The organism is Kitasatospora sp. NPDC033851, assembly GCF_055576085.1.
This window is the reverse complement of the sequence record NZ_JBVIRL010000048.1, coordinates 1-18649: the sequence shown is the minus strand read 5'-3', so window position 1 is coordinate 18649 and position 18649 is coordinate 1. Positions and strand designations below refer to the sequence as shown.

Genomic DNA, 18649 nt, shown 5'->3' with positions numbered 1-18649 from the left:
GATCCCGCATGCCCACAACCAGTGTCTTCTATCCCGTCATGCCCTTCGAGACGGGCTCCGTCTCCTCCTACGCGAGGCTCGCGGAGACCACTTCAGCGCGCCGCCTATGGGTCGGGCAGTCGCTGAACGTCGAGTCGCACCATATGTTCGCCGCACTCGCCCAGAGCGGCATGGACCTCGCCTACGGCACTGCCGTCACCGTGATGCCGCTGCGTCACCCGCTGACCGCTGCCGTCAACGCCCGGTCGGTCGCCCTTCTCTCCGGCCGCACCTACGTGGCGGGCATCGGCCCCGGCGCGGCAGCCCTGCAACGGAACATGCTGGGCGCCCCGTACGCGAAGCCGGTCACCGCGACCCGCCAGTACGTCACCATGATGCGCACCCTGCTGGACGGGAAGTGCGCCGTAGAGCCCGACGGACCGTGGGCCACCGACGGTCTGGAACTTCCCGACGTCGATGCCCCGCCGGTCGAGCTGGGCCTGGGCGTGCTGCGCGAGCCGATGGCCCGCCTGGCCGGCCAGATCGCCGACTGGGCGATCACCTGGCTCACGCCTCCCGCCTACCTTGCCGCACAGATCGGCCCTACCCTCGCGGCTGCTGCGCGGGAGGCCGGGCGCCGCACTCCGCGCATCGCGGCGGTGGTCCAGTGCGCCGTCACCCGGCCCGGACGAGACCTGGCCGAGATCGCCCACCACGCCGTCCGCAACCACCTGTCCACCCAGCACTACACGAACATGCTCAACCAAGCCGGCGTCCCGGTGGACCCGGCCGACCCGCGCACCGGCGCCCGACTGCTGGTGGAACACGGTGTGGTGGTCACCGGAACTCCCGACGAGATCGCCGCCCGGCTTGCCGAGTTCTACACGATCGGCGTCGACGAAGTCGTGGTGAACGTGGGGGGCGTGCACATCGGGGAAGGCCCCGGAGCGGCGGTCCGCGACCTGTCGGCAATCCTCGCCGCCGTCGAGCGGAGGGGAAACTGATGACCGCCCCCGCTTCCGGATCCCCGCTGACCGGCTCGGACTCACTGCCGCCGCTGAGGGCCAAGCGCCTGCTCTACGTCGCGACCGGCGGCATCCAGGCCATGTTCCTCCCCCAGTGGCTGTCCTGGTTCCGCAGCGGCTACCCCGGCACCGAGGTGCGGTGCATAGTCACCCCGTCCGCGCTCCGGTTCACCGGCGCCACCGCGATCGCCGTGGCGAGCGGTGCCGGCCTGCCCACCGTGGACATCTGGCCGGACCAGCCGGACCGGGCGCTGCATGTAGAACTCGCCGAATGGCCCGACGCCGTTCTGGTCCACCCTGCGACCATGCACTTCGTCGCCCGGCTCGCGCTGGGGTTCGCCGACACACCAACGCTGTTGGCTCTGCAGTGCACCCGGGCGCCGGTCGTCGTCTGCCCGGCGCTGCCACCGGGCGGGCATCTCAACCCCGCCTACCGTGCCCATGTGGCAGCCCTGGCGGAGCGGGACAACTTCGCGGTCCTGCCGCCGGTCAACGGGGTGAGTCTGACCACGGGCGAGGAGGGCGTCGGCACGGCCGCCCTGCTGACCCACGCCGTGGCAGCCCTGGACGACCTGTGCGCCTGGTCGGGGGGCGGGTCATGACGGCCGTCGAGGAGGAGCAGGTACTGCTGGAGTTCGGCACCGGATTCCAGCACACCCGAATCAGTGCGATCCCCGGCGGTGGTGTCAGCTGGCGGCGAACCCCGGGCCCACAGCGCCCGGCGCCGTTCCCCGTCCTGTCCGCCAGCTACGCCACAGCGCTCCGGGACGCCTCCGACGAGCGAGTGCGCTTCGCACGGCCCGTCGTGGCGGAGCCCGACGCCTACCTGTGGGAGGTGAACGGGCGGCACAGTTTCGGCGCGCTGCTCGAGGCGTCCGCCGCACCAGCCGAGGCCGGTGTGGAGCCAGGCCACGAACGGCTCCCGGAGTACGCCCGGGTGCTCGGCCTCGTGCTGCGTGCGCTGCATTCGGGCCCCGGGCCCTCACCGGCCGAAGAACTGCCGCAGCCGCCGGGGCCCCGGCGGCTGGCTCAGTGGCTTGCCACAGGACGTGGTCCGCGCGCCTCGGCGGGGTTCCACTACCGGCTGCGCTCCCGGCTCGGCACCGCCCGATGGCGGCAGTTGGCCGACCTGACCTACCTGTTGCTGACACCCGGTCCGCAGGAGGCACGGGTAACACTGCACGGCGGGTTCTCCCTGGGCGCGGTGGTGGTGGCCGATCCGGCCGGCACCGGCTCGGAGGCGTCTGCGGGTTCCGGGCCTGAGGTCTCGGTCCTGTCCGGTCCCGAGGCCGCCGCAGGCCGCCCTGAGGCGGACGTCGCCTGGGCGCTGGGCGAACTGACCGAGTACCGGGCCGCCGCCCAGCAGGCCGGCATCGAGTGGCCGCTGTTGGACGAGGTGCGCGAGAGCTTCCTGACCGCCTACGGGCAGGGACTGGACACCCGACTGCTAAGAGCGGGCGAGACGGTCCGAGTGGCCTGCCACGCCGCCGACTTCGCCTGCTACGTCGGCTGGGCCCCGCAACTCCACGGCTACTCGGACCTGCTGGTCGGCCTCCTCGACGGGATCGAGTGAACGCCAGCCACTCGGCCGGTCGCCGTCAACAATCCAAAACACGTGATTAGGGGGTCGCACGCCCAGTGTCCCACCGACCAGCGGTTTCCCCCGCGGAGAAGACGCGGCTCGTCCTGGACCTGCTCGCCGGGCGGATAACGCTGTCCGTGGCCGCGCAGCAGGCCGGGGTGTCGGCCCAGGCGGTGTCAGTGTGGCGCCGCCAGTTCGTCGAGGCCGGGCAGCACGGTTTGCAGCCGTCCCGAGGGAGCAGCGAGTCCGCCCGCCGCGAGCGGGAGCTTCTCAACCAGATCGACGGGCTCAAGGCTGCCCTGGGCGAGGCCCACCTCGCCCTGCGTGCCCGCGGTGGCGGACTGCCTTGACCCGGGCGTCGCCCGCCGGCTCCTCAAGCGTCCCGTCCGTCGTCCACATCGACCCCGAAGGAACACGCCATGTCCGTTGCCACCCTTCCAGAGTCCGGTACCGCCGTGACCCCACCTTCCGCCGCCGGCCTCGAACGGCCAGGGTCGGCCGACCGTGTCATCCGGCTGCGCAGGGAACTGTCGACCCGGCCCGCCACCCTGGCCTCGGCCATCCTGCTGGCATTGGTGGCCACGGCGGCCGCGCTCAGCGTGCCTCTGCTCGTGAAGGAGGTCATTGTCGGTTTTGCCACCGACACATCGGTCATCACTCCGGTCCTGTGGATGTGCCTTGCCGCCGTCGGCGGGGCCGCGGCCCAAGCCGGCGCCGGGTACCTGGTGTCGCGCAGCGGCGAGGCCATGATCATGCGCCTACGGGTGCGGATCATGGAGCACTCCCTGCGGTTGCCGCTGGCCACGGTTCGTACCGAGGGCGCCGGCAATCTCACCGCTCGGATCACCTCGGACGCCCTGCTGCTGCGTCAGGTCGTCGATGTCAGTGCCCAGGTGCCGCTGGCTGTGCTGACGGTGGTGTCGACCCTGGGGGTGATGCTGTGGATCGACTGGATCCTCACTCTGGTCACGGTTGGCGCGTTGGCTCTGGTCACCGCGACCATGACCGTGGTGCTGGCCCGGCTGAAGAACAACTTCGTCCTGCAGCAGTCGGCGGTGGGACAGATCGCCCAGCGGTTCAGCTCTCACCTGTCCGCGTTGACCACCATCAAGGCCTACCGTGCCGAAGCACTGTCCACCAGGGCGCTGGAGCAGGAGGCTGACCAACTGCGCGCGGTGTCCGTCAAGGGCGCCCGGCTGGAGACGCTGATTCCTGCGGTGACTGCGCTGGCCAACCAGGGTGCGATGATCGCGGTCATCCTGACCGGCGGTCACCGGATGGCCTCGGGTGACCTGTCCATGCCCGACTTCGCGGCATTCCTGCTCTACCTCCTGCAGACTCTCGCTCCGGCCACCTCGCTCACCACCGCGGTGGGCCGGCTGCAGGCGGGACTGGCTGCCCGGGATCGTTGCAATGAGCTGCTGGCGCTGGATCCGGAAGGTGAGAACGACACCGCGCACACCGTCCCTGAGCCGGTCGCGGACGCACCCGCAGTGGTGTTCGACAACGTGTCGTACCGGTACCCGGGGGTGACCACGGAGGCCTTGGACGGCGTCTCCTTCAGCATGCAGCGGGTCGGCCTGACCGCGCTGGTGGGCGCGTCCGGCGCAGGGAAGACTACGGTGCTCTCGCTGGCAGACCGGTTCGTGGACGTGAGCGGCGGGCGTATCAGTCTGCTCGGCCACGACACCTGCGACTGGCCCCTGGACGCGCTGCGGGCCCGAATCGCCTATGTGGATCAGGAGTTCACCCTGGTGGAGGCCACCGTCCGGGAGAACCTCCAACTGGGCCGCACCGAACCGGCCTCCGAGGAGGAGCTGAGCCGGGTCCTGGATGCCGTGGGCCTGGCCGCGGAGATCTCCGTCCTGCCGCAGGGTCTGGACACCGTGCTGGGCCGTGAGAGCAACCTCTCCGGTGGCCAGCGCCAGCGGATGGCCCTGGCCAGGGCGCTGCTGTCCCAGGCCGACGTAGTGCTGCTGGACGAGCCGACCAGCCAGCTCGACGGTCTCAACGAGCGGCGCTTCCGGGCGATCGTGGACGATCTGGCTGCCTCCCGGGCGGTGATCGTGGTCGCCCACCGGCTCTCCACCATTCAGCATGCGGACCAGGTGATCATGATGGACCGGGGCCGGGTACTGGACGCGGCCGATCACCGAGTTCTGCTGGGACGCTGTGCCGCCTACCGCCGGCTGGTGGAGACGCAGGCGCTCGCAGCCGCCTGACGGGACCAAAGGTCAAAGGGGCTGTCCCGGCGCTCGAGCGCCGGGACAGCCCCTTTGCAGCCCTGCCTCGCGAAGTCAGGAAACGAGCGCCTGGCGCCAGCGGACGGGAGCGCCGATCCGCAGAATCGAGTTGCGGTAGATCCGGGCGGCGAGCGCCATGCAGCCTGCGGTGACCAGGAGCAGGATCCCGGCGGCGACGAGTTGTTCGGCCGGAGAGACCGCGCCGACCGCGGCCTTCAGCGGCATCACCAGGCCGGAGAATGGCGGAATGTACTGCACTGCCGTTACCCAGGGAGCCGACAGCTGGGCGGCGGCCGCCGCCGCGACCCCCACGGGTGCGAGGGCCAGCAGCATCACCGGCATCATCACACCCTGCAGGTCCTCCGGCCGCGAGACGAGCGATCCGGCAGCCGCGAACAGCGAGGCGAACATCGCGAAGGTCAGCAGGAACCATAGCACTGTGGTGGCCAGGGCCTGGGGTCCCGGCAGGGCTTCGGCCTGCTCGGACATCAGGGACCGTGCCGCGATCACGGCGCCGAGCATCGAGGCCACCTGAACCACCGCAGCGGTGGCGATGCCGGACACCTTGCCGATGAGCAGTTCCAGAGGGGTGAGCGTGGCGAGGAGCACCTCCACGACGCGGGTGGACTTCTCCTCGACCACCCCCTGGGCGACCACCGCCCCCTGACCGATGATCTGCATGAACAGGATGACGATCAGACTGACGGCGGCTCCCAGCTGCAGCGTACTGACCGCGTCCCCGACCGTCACCGTGGCGGGTGCGGCTGCCGCGGCGTCTCGCGCGAGCTGGTCCAGGTCCACCTTCTGCAGGCTCAGGGCGTGGAAGGTCACCCAGTTTTCGCCGAGCGCGGACACGCCCGCCCGGGCGTGGTCACCGGTGTCGGCGCGGACCAGCACGGTGGCGTGGCTGCCGTCGACGACCACGGCCGCGTCCACATCCTTGTCCTGGACCAGGGCCCGGGCCTCTGCTCGGTCCGCGCACGGCTGCAGCCGCACCTTGTCGGGCGCGGCGCCGAACGATGCGGCGGGCGCGCCGCAGACAGCCACCGTGGACGAGGTGGCCCGGCCGACCAGGTCGAACCCCATCACCAGGCCGAAGGTGATCAGGGAGAGTGCCAGCAGACTGATCAGGTAACCCTTGGTGAACATGCGTGCGTCCAGCTCCCGGCGGAAAACCAGGCGGACCCGGGCGGGGCGGAGCGACCGTTGTTCAGCGGCAGGGCGGTTCATACGGACACACCGTCCTTCTCAGTGGTTCGGGGAGCATGGGTTCGCAACCCGGCCTCGTTCGTCTCCGTGTCGGCCGGTTCCACCAGGTCGCGGAAGAGTCCGGCGAGGCTGGGCCGGAAAGGCTGGAGCCGGTGGACGATGCCGTGGCGGACGGCCTCCGTCAAGAGGTCGTTCTCGGTGCGGCCGGGCATAAGGTCCACCAGTACGCCTTGGTCGTGCCGCCGGAATCCGGCCACTGCGGGGCAGTCGGCGGGCCAGTTGTCGGGGGCCCCGCCGACCTCGACATATATCTGGCGAGTGTGCTCCGTGGGGCGGAGGGCATCCAGGGTTCCGCAGGCCACCAGATGCCCGGCACGGACGATCCCCACCCGGTCGCAGAGCTGCTCGACCAGTTCCAGCTGGTGGCTGGAGAAGAGCACGGGGACACCCTGCTCAGCCTTGTTGCGCAGCACCACGCTCATGTCGTCCACGGCCAGCGGGTCGAGCCCGGAGAACGGCTCGTCCAGGATCAGTACCTCAGGGTCGTGGACCAGCGCGGCGGCCAGCTGGACGCGCTGCTGGTTGCCCAGGCTGAGGGTGTCTACCGGCTTGTCGCGGTGGTCCTCGATCCGTAGCCGGGACGTCCAGCGGAGCATGGCGTCCCGGGCGTCGGCCCTGGAGAGGCCGTGCAGTTCGCCGAGGTACACCAGTTGCCGGGACACGGTCATCTTGGGATACAGACCGCGTTCCTCGGGCATGTAGCCGAACCGGGCCCACTCCTGTCGTCCGACGGGCTGGTTGCCCCACCGAACCTGCCCGTCGTCCGGGGCGAGCACCCCGATGCCGATGCGCAGGGCGGTGGTCTTGCCTGCTCCGTTGCCGCCGACGAAGCCGAAGATCTCGCCGGCCTCCACGGCGAACGTCATGGATTCCAGGGCCCGATGGGACCCGTAGCTCTTCGACACCCTCTCGAAGCCGAAAGGTTTCACGTGGCCTCCCCCTCCTCAGTTTTCTCTTTGAGAAAGTACTTGAAAAACTGGAAACTTGATGCCACTCTATGGCCATGGATGCAGACGACGCACGACGCGACCTGGACGAGGCCCGGATCTCCTACGAGCTGGGGGCACGTCCTCCGCTGCCCGGCTGGGCCCCTCCGGCCTGCGGGGTGCTGGTGGCCGCCGCGATCGCCCTGGACGGCCTGGCACCCGAGTCGATCTGGCTGCGGCTGGCGGGAGTCGCGGGAGGAATCGTCCTGGGCGTTGCCGCTCTGCTCCTGCTGCAGGGCGTCCGGACCCAGCAGGGCGTCCGGGGCGTACGGGGGCCGGCCCGCAAGGAGCGGGCCGGCCTGGTCACCATGGCCGCGTTCTTCGTGATTGTGGGCCTCGGTGCCGCCGAGAGCATGCGGTACATCATGGCCGGGCTCGGCGTAGTGGCCGGACTCGCCGTCTGGGTGGCACTCGGCCGTAGGGCGGCGCGTCGATGACCCCCGGGTCCGGGCTGGACGAGGCGTTCCGCACGGTGACCCGCCTGCGGATCGCCGCGTTCCTCTCGGCATGCGACGAGTCGGACTTCCGGGCGGTACAGGAGTACTGCGGACTGTCGCCGTCACTGTTGTCCAAAAACGTGACATTCCTCGCGGAACAGGGGTACGCCGAAGTCCGTAAGGGGCATGTGGGCAAGGTGCCGCGCACCTGGCTCCGGTTGACCCAACGGGGGAGAACGGCGCTGGCCCACCACCTGACAGCACTACAGGAGATCGCCGACGCCGCGGCCGGTCAGGGCCGGGCCCTGGGCAAGGACCGGGACTGACCGGCCACCGGCCGGTCGTGGGGAGGCAACGCGCGCAGTGCGGCCCGGTCGTGCCGGCGGGCCGCACTGCGAAGTCACGGGTAATGGCGATGAGGCCGGATCAGCAGCCGTACTTGACGCTGGCCGAGACGCTGGCCGAGACCACGGCGCCGGAGGCCGCGGCCGACACCAGCCAGCTCACCGACTCGATCGAGGCCAGCGGGTCGGTGGCCGCACCGAGGGAGTACTCCTCCGTGCTGGTGTAGGCGGCGTAACCGGCGATCAGCTTCTCACTGGTGTTCATGAATAGTCCTTCCAGGACCGATAAGGCCGACAGGCAGCGCCCAATCCACAGGTCAGGAATTCCAGACCGATGCGCAAGCGCCGATGATTAAGTGACAGTGCACACCCAGGATCTCGAACCTTTCCCGGAACCCGTCAAAGAATTCCGGAAAATTGAGACCCTGAGCGGGAAGGAAGTAGTGACTGGGCGCAGCACGGCCGCACCGTACTGCGCCAGTCACAGGCGCCGATGAGGCCGGATCAGCAGCCGTACTTGACGCTGGCCGAGACGCTGGCCGAGACCACGGCGCCGGAGGCCGCGGCCGACACCAGCCAGCTCACCGACTCGATCGAGGCCAGCGGGTCGGTGGCCGCACCGAGGGAGTACTCCTCCGTGCTGGTGTAGGCGGCGTAACCGGCGATCAGCTTCTCACTGGTGTTCATGGCGAAGTCCTAAGCTCTCGAGAAGAAACGGGGGAGGTTCAGCAGCCGCCGATGACGGTCTGCGCGGAGAGCGCGGCCGACATCAGGAAGGTGCAGACGGGGGTGGTCGCCGGCGCCTCGCCGACGGCGCCGACGCCGTACTCGGCCGCGTCGGTGTAAGCGGTGTATCCGGCCATCAGCTTCTCGTTCATTTCTGCCTCCTCGTAGAATTCGGCGGGTGCTCGACGTCCCGCCCAGGAACAGAATTCCAAGCGGAGCCGGGAGGCGTCCAGTACGAGTTGACGGGAAATTGAGGGAACAGGCCGACTGCCTCGTACTTCCCCGGAAAGGCGCAATCACCGGGGTAGCTTGATCCGGAACGTTCAGCGGCGCTGAAGCTGCTGCAGACGCGACCGGAAGGCCTGGATCTGCAGATAGGAGTCACCCAAGGCGCCCTTGAGCACCGCGATCTCCTTCTGCAACTGGGCTTCCCGGCTGCTCCGCTGGTCGACCGCGCCGACCAGGCCGTCCTGACCCGCCTTGAGAAAACATCGCTTCCAGTTGCTGATGGCCTGACTGGAGACTCCCGCGACACGGGCAGCCTCAGCCGCCGTCATATCGCCGGCCAACACCGCGAGGATGATCTCCACTTTTCTCGCTGCAGGAAGAGCTGGGGGGCGCGGCATGGATACCTCCGTAGGGGAAGTCGAGCTCTGTACGCTGTTCTGAACTGAAGTCCAGGGCCGGCTGGTTCAAGCCGGGCAGGCCTCCCTGTCCGGAGGACGGGGGGCCTGAGCCGCGAGGCCCTGCTGGCACTCATAGAAATACGCATACAAACCAGATGGGTCGAGCGACCCGCTGCAGGCTGGGCAGCAAAGGACGGGAACCCGCTGCTGCGCCCGGCGGAGGAGAAGAGGGTCAGCGGTTGCGCCGGCCAGCACTGCACGATCGGTGCCATGACGACACCAGCACGACACTCAAGGGGGCTTCCATATACGTGAGCATCACGGCGAATGCCACCCCCCAAGGGACTTTCGTGATGACCTGGCCAATACCGGACACGTCAACTCTTTTCGCCGCTTCCGCGAGCTCGGCCGGTACGTTTCTCACGAACTCCGCGCCTGCGCCGCCGCAAAGCAGCCGCCGTTTTCCGGGCGCTGCGGCGTCCGGATGTCCTGCAGGCCTATCGGTCCCCGGTCCCCGCTCCAGCACTGACCACTCCGTTCGCTTCATTTATGGACGACGACACCCACCGGACCGGACACGGACCGATCGAGGTATGCCTGTGCATCGAAAGGCGGGCCCACTAACTCAGGAGAGACTGCTGGCGACGCGTGCAGGGGTTACGCATGGCACGTCGTGACGCCAGGACTGTTCGATGTCGGGTGATGCCACGACTATCCCGTGCCTACTGCGGGGTGCCCGTCATACCTCGTCCGACAGGGGATCGGAGCCCCGGCGGATCTGGCCGCGCCGGACCGAGTCCACATCGTTACTAAAACTTCACTAACCCCCCCCGGGGCCTGAGTCATGTCCATCCGCAGCGGAGGCGCGCCGGTGGCCACTCGCCTGCCGCTTCCCGAACTGGGCTCTCGGATCTTAAGTTGACCTTGACTGAAAGGGTAGGGGTTTCAAGGATGTATTGACGGCGCAAGGTTGTCGCCAGAGAGCCGAAAACCGCCTCCTGCCTGGAGGGTCTACCGGCAAACAGACAGATCCTTCAACCAATACCAACTGCCACCCCTGAGCTTCCCTTGAGGTTCACTCTCAACCACGTACAGCCCTCGATCTGCCGTGCACCACTCGCGAGCTATGGCGCTCCGTCACGAAACCCACCCCGTTGATTAGCCGCAGCGGGACTGATCGCGGTCACGCCCTGCGCGTGCGACATGAGGAGCACGATCCCGCATACCCGCTCCCGTTCAAGCGGAGTGACGCCTCAGTCCTGCGCCGCATCGAGCTCGCCGACACCCACGCCTGACACCGGGCTGCAGTCGGATCCCGGCAGCTCCGACGACGCACGGCGCCACCGGCACCCGGAAAGCCGCTCAGCCGGCGGTGCGGGGAATCGCCCACGGTGCGCGTCTCGGCTCCGGTCGTCCCGACGCAGCGCGGCCGAAGTCCCAGGGCAGGGGTGCCCAGGGCTCCGGCCGTGGGAGGCGCGAGCCGCTTGGAAGCGCGGCCGACCTGCTCGGCAGCCCGCTGGAGGAACGTGGTGGGACCGTCGTGGCGGGAATGCTAGCCCTGTCCCGCGTCTGGGAACAGGGCTGTGAACTGCCTTCTTTCGGACGCGAACATGCAAGCCGACTTCGCCGGCAGCCGCCCGGCAGGTTATGCCTGGCGATAACTTCTGTGGGCTTCCAACCCGCACTTCGTGGTCAGCAAGCGTCGTTCGCTCAGCCGGTGGCGGCCAGGCCTCCGCGGCCGCCGCGCGGTGGCCGACGGTGGTAGGCCGGGAGGATCACCTCGGGGACGTCGGCCGGCACCTCGGAGAGCGCGGCGACCCACTCCTCATGGCTGCCCTTGAAGGCGATCCTCGGGTTGATGCGGTGCAGGCCGTTGGAGACGCGCCAGATCAGGCCGAGCTCGGCCAGGCGGCCGAGGGCCGGCGAGATGTTGCTCTTCTTGGTTCCGAGCCGGTCGGCGATCTCCTCCAGCGTGAAGGGGACCCAGCCGCCGTCCGTCATCTCGCTGAGCACCGTGTGCCACACGTCGTACTGCAAGGTCGTCAGCCGGTACAGGGGCAGTGCGCGCGAAAGGTCTTGCGCCATGAAAACCGAGTCCTCGGCAGTCAGGAAGGTCGCGGTCTCCTGGTCCTGGTCGTGGCGTTCGGCGGTCATCACAGCGACTCCAGCTTAGGTCGGCGGGTGCGGCGCGGCGGGCGGACCTCGCCCTCGGGCAGACGGATCTCGGGGATGCTGTCGGGCATCAGCGCCAGGGCGCGCTGCTGCTCGGCGCTGCTGCCCCAGAAGGCGATGCGCGGGTTGATGCGGTAGCGGCCGCGCTTCTCCAGCCACATGAAGCCCATGTCGAGGAACACTGCCAGGGCCTTTCCAGCTTCCTTGCGGCCGATACCCAGGCGCTCGCCGAGCTTGATGACCGTGGTCAGGACGATGCCGCCCTTGAGCTGCGCGCCGAGCATGGTGTGCCACACGTCGTACTCGGTCGCGGTCAGGCCGATGAACGGCAGCTTCGCCGAGAGCTCCTTGGAAGCCATGTAGAAGGTGTGCCCGAGGAAGTCGAAGTCCTCACGCCGCCCGACCGCTGGCTCCGGTACTGGGGCCGGGTTCACCGAGACGGACTCGCCCGGCTCCAGTCGGATCGCGACGACGTTCTGCCCGCCCGCGGTCTCAGGCGCCGGGGGTTTGGCGGGCTGCCTGCCCGGCCGGGACGAGGGAAGGCGCACCACACGGCCGCCCGTCGAAGGACTGATCACCACCAAAGGTTATCCCAGGAGATAACTTTTGTGGGTCTAAAACCCGCATTCGGCGCGCCAGATCCTGAGTGTGGGGTTGCAATCCCCAGTTACTTGCTGGTAACGGGGGTTGCAACCCCACATTCGTTTCGCGTTTCCCCAGGTCAAACCGCTGCGCCTCTTTACATACCCAAGAACCACTCGGCGTCGCATGCTCGCCCATCGGGCTCCGCCCGATCCCGCAGGCCGCGAGGCCAGTGCGTGGGCACTGCTTCTGCCACGAAGCCTCCGGCGGGCTTGAGGCCCGTGCCGCTCCCGCTTCCCGGGTCAGGCACAGTTGTCAGGCTGGCGACCGTCGTAACTGGACTGTACGACGCCGATCACGGCATTCCGGCTGCCGCCGGAACCGGGCCCCAAGGGGCCCTTGCCGCGCTCCTTCACCAGGTGGCTGGTGTCCTTGCCCTGCCGGGAGTCGTGGCTGCTGCTCAAACACGGGCTAAACCAGCGCGGGGGCGGCCTGGCTGCTGGGGTCGCGCAGGTTGGGCAGCTCGATCTCCTCCGGGTGGGATTCGACGCTGGGAACTGCGTGGTCGTCCGCACCAGGGCGTCGTAGGTCCGGGCGGTGGTCATCAGGTCCAGTGGTACCTCTCCCCGTCCGCCCTGGCCTTGAGGTCGGCGTGGGCCGCCCTGGCACCGGAACCTCTTCGCCTGCCCCGTTGATCGCGAACACCCGCATCGCTGGACTGCGGCCTCGCGGGCCGTCGGCGGTCAGCTGTGCGTCGGCGCGGTGTCGGCGTCGACCAGACCTGCCTGGAGAGTGTCGGCTCCGGCACCGGGCTCAGCCGGGCGGGCGGTGTGGCGGGTGTGGGCGGGCGGGCGGCGGCCTGAGCACCATCGCGTCGATCATGACGGCATACATCGGCTCTGAGCTGCGGTTCGTCATCTTGGTTGAGGCGTCGGAACGCTGCTCTCAGGCACGATGGCAGTATCCGGGTAGGAGGTCAGCCGCGCCCACCCCGTCAGTAATCGCCCCCGGGGATGAGGCCGCCAGCCTCTCTGGCGCGGCGAAGCAGTTCCTCTGCCTCGGCGTTCTCGCCGCGCTGTCTGACCGTCAGGCCTGCGGGCGACTACAAACGGTCACTCTCTGGCTGGACTCCCCCAACGAGTCACTGACAGTCACAAGTGAACGCCGACAACAGTGCCGCACTCGCAAACTACCGCGCTCCGAACTCGCAAACCAGCCTGCTCCACCAAGCCCCTGAACAGGGCTTACCTCTCGGCCACTCGCAAACTAGCGCGCTCCGTCACAACACCGGACTCGGGTGCCCTGCGGTATGCACGGGGCTCTACTGGGCCCCTGAGGGCCTGCCACCGTCAGCAGGCCCGGCCCCACCGAGCTCCGCGTCTCCGCCCTGGGGCCCGGCGAGCACGAGGCCACGTGCTGTGCCGCGCTATGGGAACGCGGGCCTCTGCCCCGTCTCGCGACCGGGCCTGCTGGCTGTGCGACGCGCGCGGGCCGCGCCTGCCGCAGCATGCCGTCGACCCGGCGGATCGCCGGCGTCGCCCACGTCGCCCGACTGTGGGGGGGAGGAGGCCGAGGACCCCCGGTTTCCGTGCTCGCGGGGCACGGAAACCGGGAGGCTGGGCTAGCGAGCGTTGACGGCGTCCTTGAGCTCCTTGCCCATCGTGAACTTCACCGTGCGGGAGGCCCCGATCTCCATCGGCTCACCCGTCTGCGGATTGCGCCCGGTACGAGCCGCGCGCTCGCCGGGCGAGAAGGATCCGAACCCAAGCAACTGCACGGCGTCACCCGCCGCGACGCTGTTCTTGATCGTTTGCAGCATGCTGCCGAGCACCTTGTTGACGGTCTCCTTGGCGACATCGGCATCCTCAGCCACCAGGTCGATGAGCTCCTGCTTGTTCACAACATCATCCTTCCGCCCGGCCCCATGGGGAGCGCGGGAAAGAGGTCCCGAATACGGAACGACAGCCGGGCCGCGCGATCCTGAGCGCCGCCCTCATGCCAACGACTGACCCGCAACAAGATCACGCAACCGTGCATCCCCGATGTCCCCCCACGCCGATGGAATCGGTCCGCGCGCAGAACTACTGATGGCATCGCGCATTGGGTCGTCGCGAGCTACCCGGGCTGATGCCGGTGAGTCGTAAGGCGCCTTCCACTATCGAAATGCCTGATCAGGCAGGTCGTTGAGCACCCGGGCGATGACGGCTTCGTCCCTCATCTCTGCGTGCTGGGAGGGCAGTGGCGCGCAGCGGTCACCATGGAGGGGTGGACGGACACCCGATCGACGTTCCGGGCGTCCTGGACGTCGGACCGACGCCCCGGACGGCGCTTGCCTGGTTGCCGCCGACGGAACTGTGGCAGGCCGTCCAGCGGATCCGGGAGGAGCATGATCCGCAGATCCGCCGCTGGCCGCCGCACGTCAACGTGCTGTTCGGCTTCGTCTCGGAGTCGGACTTCGGGCCCGCGCTCCCGCTGCTGGGCGCCGCTGCGGCCGAGCACACCCTGTTCACCGCGCGTCTGCACGGAGTGCGCCACTTCCCCCACCGCCACGACGCCACGGTCTGGCTCGACCCGGCGGCCGGCGGCCCCGGCCCGTGGCAGGCGCTCCACAGCTCGCTGGTGGAGCGCTTCCCCCGCTGCCGGGGTCGGGCGGACGGCTTCACACCCCACCTGTCCTTGGGGCGGACCCGGGACCCGCGCCGGCTCGCGCCCGAACTGGCCGCCCGCCTGGGCACCACCTCGGCACCGGTCACCGAACTCACCCTCCTGTCCCGCCGGGGCGACGGCCCGATGCGGGAGCGGTTCACGGTCAAGCTGGGCACGGGCGAGGTCCGGCAGCTGCCACAGCCGTCGGACCTCGGGCCCGCGTGACCACGGGTCTCAGTGCATTCGCGGTTTGATCAGCTGCGGCACTTCCCGGATGCCGCACCAGCCACGGCGCGCATCGACGGTGGCGCACGTTCGGTCGAACGCCACCGGAAAACGGCCTGAAGCTGAGACGTCCCGCTCAATTCGGCCAGCGCAAGTACCAACCGGACGAAATTCAAAACCTCCCGCAACCCGGCTCGTCCACCTCCCCGGCATACAGTGCCTGAACGGGCATTCATGCCAGAGCGGACACACCCGGGACCGCCGGGACGCCCCAACTGCACGGAGCGCGTGCGGCGCGGCACCACAGCCAGCGCCCGACCAGGGTCCGCAGGTGGGGTCGACCGCGACCGCGACACGGCCGGGGAGAGCAGCAGGCCAGGCTCGACAGCGCCCCGGAGGCGCTCGCCTTCTTCCTCGGCCCCCGTCGGCCCGTGGACGGCAGCGGACAGCCGCACGCCGTGTGGGCGGATGGGTACCGGGCCTCCCTGTCGGGTCAGGACCGGGTCGCCGCCCGCAGCCGCCCGCAGCCCGACGTAGTCCTGGGGACGCAGAGGTCGGCTGGTCACCTGGCGGTGGTCGGCGGCCGATGGGCGCCCCTGGCGCCGGCGATGCCCGGGCGACCGGTCGGTGAGCCCCCGGGGTATGAATCGGCCGGGCCTTGGCCATGGGGACGGCCCCGGGCGGCGCGGTGTGTTTGATCGAGGTAGTTGTTACCAGGCGCTTCCTGCGGCCTGCGCCTTCGGCCCGCCTTGGCTACCAGCTGGTCGGGGTGGTGTCATCTGCCTCGTTCGTCCCGGGCCCGGAGTCGGCTGTGGCTGCCCATGCGGCTATCCGGGCGCCATCCGGAAATCTCGTGAGCGGGAGACGCCCGGTGAAGGGTATGTCGTCTCGCACGAGATGACTCGGGACCCATGAGGAGACCAGCGTGTACGCAGTAGTGCGGCGGTACGAAGGAGTGACCGATCCTGCGGAGGCAGGGCGCCGAGTGGCCGAGGGATTCGTGCCACTCCTTCGCCAGGTTCCCGGATTCATGGCCTACTACTGGGTTGATGCCGGGGACGGGGTGATGGTCTCCACCAGCGTCTTCGAAGACCAAGCCGGGGCCGAGGAATCGATCCGGAGAGCGGCGGACTTCGTGCGGGACAGCCTCGCGTCACTGCTCCCTAATCCTCCCCACGTCACGGCCGGCCAGGTCGTGGCTGCTGGGTAGCGACCTCCGCAGCGTCCCTCACGGCACTGCGACCAGAGCCCGATTCCTCTGGGAGCGGGATTCGGCAGACGTCGCGACCAGGTGACAGCTATCGCGACCGCTCACATCGGCCCTATTGGCGGGCGCACCCGATTCGAAGGGAGCGGAATTCAGTGCGTCCCTGTTCGTGGTGGCTACGACCTGTGACGATGCAAGGTCAGGACAATGGCTGCCCGCCACGACCGGTGCGGCTGACACCCCGCGGCGAAAACGTCATCGGCCCGATCCAGCCCCGACGGACGAGCGCAATCTGAGACGGCAGTGGGGTCACCGGGTCGAGAGCCCTTCCACGCGACCAGTTCTCGAACAACCCCTCGGTCGTCTCGACAGCAGACACCACCATGGTTACCTGGCAGTCCCCGTCATCCCAGGTGTTCCACAGCGCCCAGCCCTCTGGTCGCGGGTCGACACCGATCCGCGCGCACGCGTCCTCGTAGTCCTCATCCACCCCGGCCGGCATGACCCCGGGCTTCAGGACCGCGGCACCGACGAGCCTGACCAGGGGACGGTCCTCATCCACACAGCCGTCGCCGTCGAAGTGGTAACTGCGTAGCACCCGGGCGAGCGCGTTCACGCTCCGCTGGAGCGATGTCGCGTCGTCCGGATCGCGCTCGAACGAGAGCCAGTCCTCGTTGGACGCTTCGACAGTGACTCGGTAAGCGAGGCGCTCGATCTCTCGGAGATAGTCCGATTCGCTGAGCTCAGGTGTGGTCATGGCGCGCAGTCTCGCATCAGGGTGCCCAATGTAGACACGTGTTTTCGACCGTCCCAGGCCGCCGCAACCTTCACTGGTCTCGCTGGATTTCAAGGTCGCTCGGGCATCCTGGCAAGATCCTTCTGGGTCAAGGTGACGTTCGTCGAGGGCTCATGTCTCCAGGGTGCAACTGCCCAAGCCCGCGACGAGGCTGGATGCGGCCGGTCGGCCGACACCGCAGCCGCCGGCCGGGGTGCCGCGTACGGGCCTCGTGCGGCGTTCGGCAGCCGAACTTCGCGTGGTGCCGTCGCCGGCCGCGGTGAGGCGCCTGCGGGCCGACCTCCCCTGGTGCTCAGCCCCTCGGATGACGACTTCGTGGGACGCTCGCGAGGGCGTGGCCTGGTGGCCGCCGGTCATCGCGTGGTGTCGTCCGTTTGTTCAGAGTCGGCGCAGGACGGCGACGACCTTGCCGAGGATGGTGGCGTTGTCGCCGTTGATGGGCTCGTAGGCAGGGTTGTGCGGCAAGAGCCAGGTCCGGCCGGCCTCGCGCTTGAGGCGTTTGACGGTGGCCTCGCCGTCGATCATCGCGGCCACGATGTCGCCGTTCTCGGCGACGGGCTGGCGGCGCACGACGACGGTGTCCCCGTCGGTGATGGCGGCGCCGGTCATCGAGTCGCCGCGTACTTCCAGGGCGAACAGTTGCCCGCCGCCGACGAGCCGGCGGGGCAGGGTGAGCTCGTCCTCGATGTGTTCCTCGGCGAGAATCGGGCCGCCGGCGGCGATGCGGCCGAGCAGCGGAACGATTGCGTCGCGCGGTGCCGGGCGCACGGTGGTGGCCGGGCCGTCGTCGAGGAGGCAGTAGGCGCGGGGGCGGTGCGGGTCCTTGGCGACCAGGCCCAGCTGCTGGAGCCGGGTGAGCTGGTGGGCGACCGAGCTGGAACTGGACAGGCCCACGGCCTGGCCGATCTCGCGGATGGACGGCGGGTACCCGTTGCTGCGGAGGTGGGTGCGGATCGCGTCGATCACCTGCCGCTGGCGCTCGGTGAGGCCGTCCTCGCCGATGCGGACGCCCTTGGGCCGGCCGCGGCGGGCTCGCGCAGGGGTGGTGTCGTCCATCGTCAGGTGCCTTTCGGTCGTTGCGGGGGACTGTATCCCGCCGCGGTGCGGGCGGTCATCCGCCCGGGGCGGGTGACCTGCGCAAACGGGGGACGTCGGGATGGTGTTGGTGTGTCCGGTCATCGGAAGTCGCGGCTGCGGGCGCCGGGGGCGAGGGTGAGCGAGGTGAGGCGGGTGGCGACGAGGTTGATCGCGCCGTCCTTGCGTTCGGCGGTGCCGTGGACGAGCAGGCCGGCGTTGCCGAGGGCGACGCGGCGCTGGCGCTCCCACACATGGGGCTGGCAGATGATGTTGACGAGACCGGTCTCGTCCTCAAGGGAGATGAACAGGACCCCGCCTGCGGTGGGCGGGCGCTGGCGGTGGGTGACGAGGCCTCCGACGGCCACCGTCGTTCCGGGGATGGCGCTGTGCTTGAAGTCGGCGGCGGTCATGGCGCCGCAGCGGTCGAGGTGCGGGCGGGCGTGCTGGACGGGGTGGGTGGTGGCCGAGGCGCCGGTGGCCCACAGGTCGGCGATGGTCTCCTCGACGGCGGTCATCTCCGGCAGGTCCGCCGGGGCGGTGAGCGCCGGGGCGGTGCCGGGCAGCATGGCGCCGGTGGTCCGGGCGAGCAGTCCTGCGGACCACAGGGCCTGGCGGCGGGTCACCCCTAGGCTCAATGCCGGTGACTTTGTCTTGCTGTTCTCGTTGGTTGTGGTGTGGCGAGGGTGGGGCAGGTCAAGTCACCTGCGAGTGAGCGGGTATCGGACCG

The 18649-nt window shown here is 69.3% G+C and carries 20 protein-coding genes; 8 read left to right on the top strand and 12 right to left on the bottom strand.

Annotated features, from left to right (window positions below):
- The first annotated feature begins 8 nt into the window (after positions 1 to 8).
- From ACZ51D_RS41165 to ACZ51D_RS41145, 5 genes are all read left to right on the top strand, one after another.
- Entirely contained in the window at positions 9 to 983 is a 975-nt protein-coding gene (locus ACZ51D_RS41165; RefSeq protein WP_465665404.1) for an LLM class flavin-dependent oxidoreductase, read from the top strand.
- Entirely contained in the window at positions 983 to 1606 is a 624-nt protein-coding gene (locus tag ACZ51D_RS41160; protein WP_465665402.1) for a flavoprotein, read from the top strand. The genes ACZ51D_RS41165 and ACZ51D_RS41160 overlap by 1 nt, the downstream gene beginning before the upstream one ends.
- Positions 1603 to 2577: a hypothetical protein gene (locus ACZ51D_RS41155; RefSeq protein ID WP_465625793.1), complete on the top strand. Its 975-nt coding sequence runs from the start codon at positions 1603 to 1605 to the stop codon at positions 2575 to 2577. Before ACZ51D_RS41160 ends, ACZ51D_RS41155 begins: the two co-directional genes overlap by 4 nt.
- A gap of 65 nt (positions 2578 to 2642) precedes the next feature.
- Positions 2643 to 2936, top strand: coding sequence for a helix-turn-helix domain-containing protein (locus tag ACZ51D_RS41150; RefSeq protein WP_360505494.1), 294 nt, complete (start codon positions 2643 to 2645; stop codon positions 2934 to 2936).
- Between the two features lie 69 nt (positions 2937 to 3005).
- Positions 3006 to 4808 carry an ABC transporter ATP-binding protein gene (locus ACZ51D_RS41145; protein ID WP_360505496.1) on the top strand — a complete coding sequence of 601 codons (1803 nt, stop codon included), beginning with the start codon at positions 3006 to 3008 and terminating at the stop codon, positions 4806 to 4808.
- A 75-nt stretch (positions 4809 to 4883) separates the two neighbouring features.
- Here the strand turns inward: ACZ51D_RS41145 and ACZ51D_RS41140 are convergent, their stop codons facing one another.
- Together ACZ51D_RS41140 and ACZ51D_RS41135 are read right to left on the bottom strand one after the other, a co-directional pair.
- Positions 4884 to 5978 carry an ABC transporter permease gene (locus ACZ51D_RS41140; protein WP_465625790.1) on the bottom strand — a complete coding sequence of 365 codons (1095 nt, stop codon included), beginning with the start codon at positions 5976 to 5978 and terminating at the stop codon, positions 4884 to 4886.
- Between the two features lie 77 nt (positions 5979 to 6055).
- Positions 6056 to 6964, bottom strand: a complete 909-nt coding sequence (locus ACZ51D_RS41135; RefSeq protein ID WP_465625788.1) for an ABC transporter ATP-binding protein — start codon at positions 6962 to 6964, stop codon at positions 6056 to 6058.
- A gap of 137 nt (positions 6965 to 7101) precedes the next feature.
- On the opposite strand from ACZ51D_RS41135, the gene ACZ51D_RS41130 reads away from it, so the two are divergent.
- Together ACZ51D_RS41130 and ACZ51D_RS41125 are read left to right on the top strand one after the other, a co-directional pair.
- Positions 7102 to 7521 (top strand): hypothetical protein, encoded by a 420-nt coding sequence (locus ACZ51D_RS41130; protein ID WP_360505502.1) that lies wholly within the window; start codon positions 7102 to 7104, stop codon positions 7519 to 7521.
- Complete coding sequence (locus tag ACZ51D_RS41125; protein WP_465625786.1) at positions 7518 to 7847, top strand: transcriptional regulator; 330 nt, start codon at positions 7518 to 7520, stop codon at positions 7845 to 7847. Before ACZ51D_RS41130 ends, ACZ51D_RS41125 begins: the two co-directional genes overlap by 4 nt.
- A 100-nt stretch (positions 7848 to 7947) precedes the next feature.
- On the opposite strand, the gene ACZ51D_RS41120 is transcribed toward ACZ51D_RS41125, so the two are convergent.
- The 7 genes from ACZ51D_RS41120 to ACZ51D_RS41090 form a co-directional block, all read right to left on the bottom strand.
- On the bottom strand, positions 7948 to 8130 hold the full coding sequence (locus tag ACZ51D_RS41120) for a hypothetical protein (RefSeq protein ID WP_360505506.1): 183 nt from the start codon (positions 8128 to 8130) through the stop codon (positions 7948 to 7950).
- 239 nt (positions 8131 to 8369) lie between these two features.
- Positions 8370 to 8552 (bottom strand): hypothetical protein, encoded by a 183-nt coding sequence (locus tag ACZ51D_RS41115; RefSeq protein WP_360505506.1) that lies wholly within the window; start codon positions 8550 to 8552, stop codon positions 8370 to 8372.
- A gap of 38 nt (positions 8553 to 8590) precedes the next feature.
- On the bottom strand, positions 8591 to 8743 hold the full coding sequence (locus tag ACZ51D_RS41110; RefSeq protein ID WP_360505508.1) for an LxmA leader domain family RiPP: 153 nt from the start codon (positions 8741 to 8743) through the stop codon (positions 8591 to 8593).
- 171 nt (positions 8744 to 8914) lie between these two features.
- Entirely contained in the window at positions 8915 to 9181 is a 267-nt protein-coding gene (locus ACZ51D_RS41105) for a helix-turn-helix domain-containing protein (protein WP_360505510.1), read from the bottom strand.
- A gap of 1746 nt (positions 9182 to 10927) precedes the next feature.
- Positions 10928 to 11371, bottom strand: a complete 444-nt coding sequence (locus ACZ51D_RS41100; protein WP_465625783.1) for a MarR family transcriptional regulator — start codon at positions 11369 to 11371, stop codon at positions 10928 to 10930.
- Positions 11371 to 11748, bottom strand: a complete 378-nt coding sequence (locus tag ACZ51D_RS41095) for a hypothetical protein (RefSeq protein ID WP_360505513.1) — start codon at positions 11746 to 11748, stop codon at positions 11371 to 11373. The genes ACZ51D_RS41100 and ACZ51D_RS41095 overlap by 1 nt, the downstream gene beginning before the upstream one ends.
- A gap of 1844 nt (positions 11749 to 13592) precedes the next feature.
- Positions 13593 to 13871 (bottom strand): HU family DNA-binding protein, encoded by a 279-nt coding sequence (locus tag ACZ51D_RS41090; protein ID WP_360505515.1) that lies wholly within the window; start codon positions 13869 to 13871, stop codon positions 13593 to 13595.
- A gap of 365 nt (positions 13872 to 14236) precedes the next feature.
- Between ACZ51D_RS41090 and ACZ51D_RS41085 the strand changes: the two genes are divergently transcribed.
- Positions 14237 to 14842, top strand: a complete 606-nt coding sequence (locus tag ACZ51D_RS41085; RefSeq protein ID WP_465625780.1) for a 2'-5' RNA ligase family protein — start codon at positions 14237 to 14239, stop codon at positions 14840 to 14842.
- A gap of 1406 nt (positions 14843 to 16248) precedes the next feature.
- Here the strand turns inward: ACZ51D_RS41085 and ACZ51D_RS41080 are convergent.
- The 3 genes from ACZ51D_RS41080 to ACZ51D_RS41070 all read right to left on the bottom strand — a co-directional run bounded on the left by ACZ51D_RS41080 (position 16249) and on the right by ACZ51D_RS41070 (position 18545).
- The gene (locus ACZ51D_RS41080; RefSeq protein WP_360505519.1) at positions 16249 to 16806 is read right to left on the bottom strand and encodes a hypothetical protein; all 558 of its coding nucleotides are present in this window, start codon (positions 16804 to 16806) and stop codon (positions 16249 to 16251) included.
- Between the two features lie 417 nt (positions 16807 to 17223).
- Positions 17224 to 17901 (bottom strand): transcriptional repressor LexA, encoded by a 678-nt coding sequence (gene lexA, locus ACZ51D_RS41075; RefSeq protein WP_360505521.1) that lies wholly within the window; start codon positions 17899 to 17901, stop codon positions 17224 to 17226.
- Positions 17902 to 18020: 119 nt separating this feature from the next.
- Positions 18021 to 18545, bottom strand: a complete 525-nt coding sequence (locus ACZ51D_RS41070; protein ID WP_465665400.1) for an OB-fold nucleic acid binding domain-containing protein — start codon at positions 18543 to 18545, stop codon at positions 18021 to 18023.
- Between the last annotated feature and the right edge of the window lie 104 nt (positions 18546 to 18649).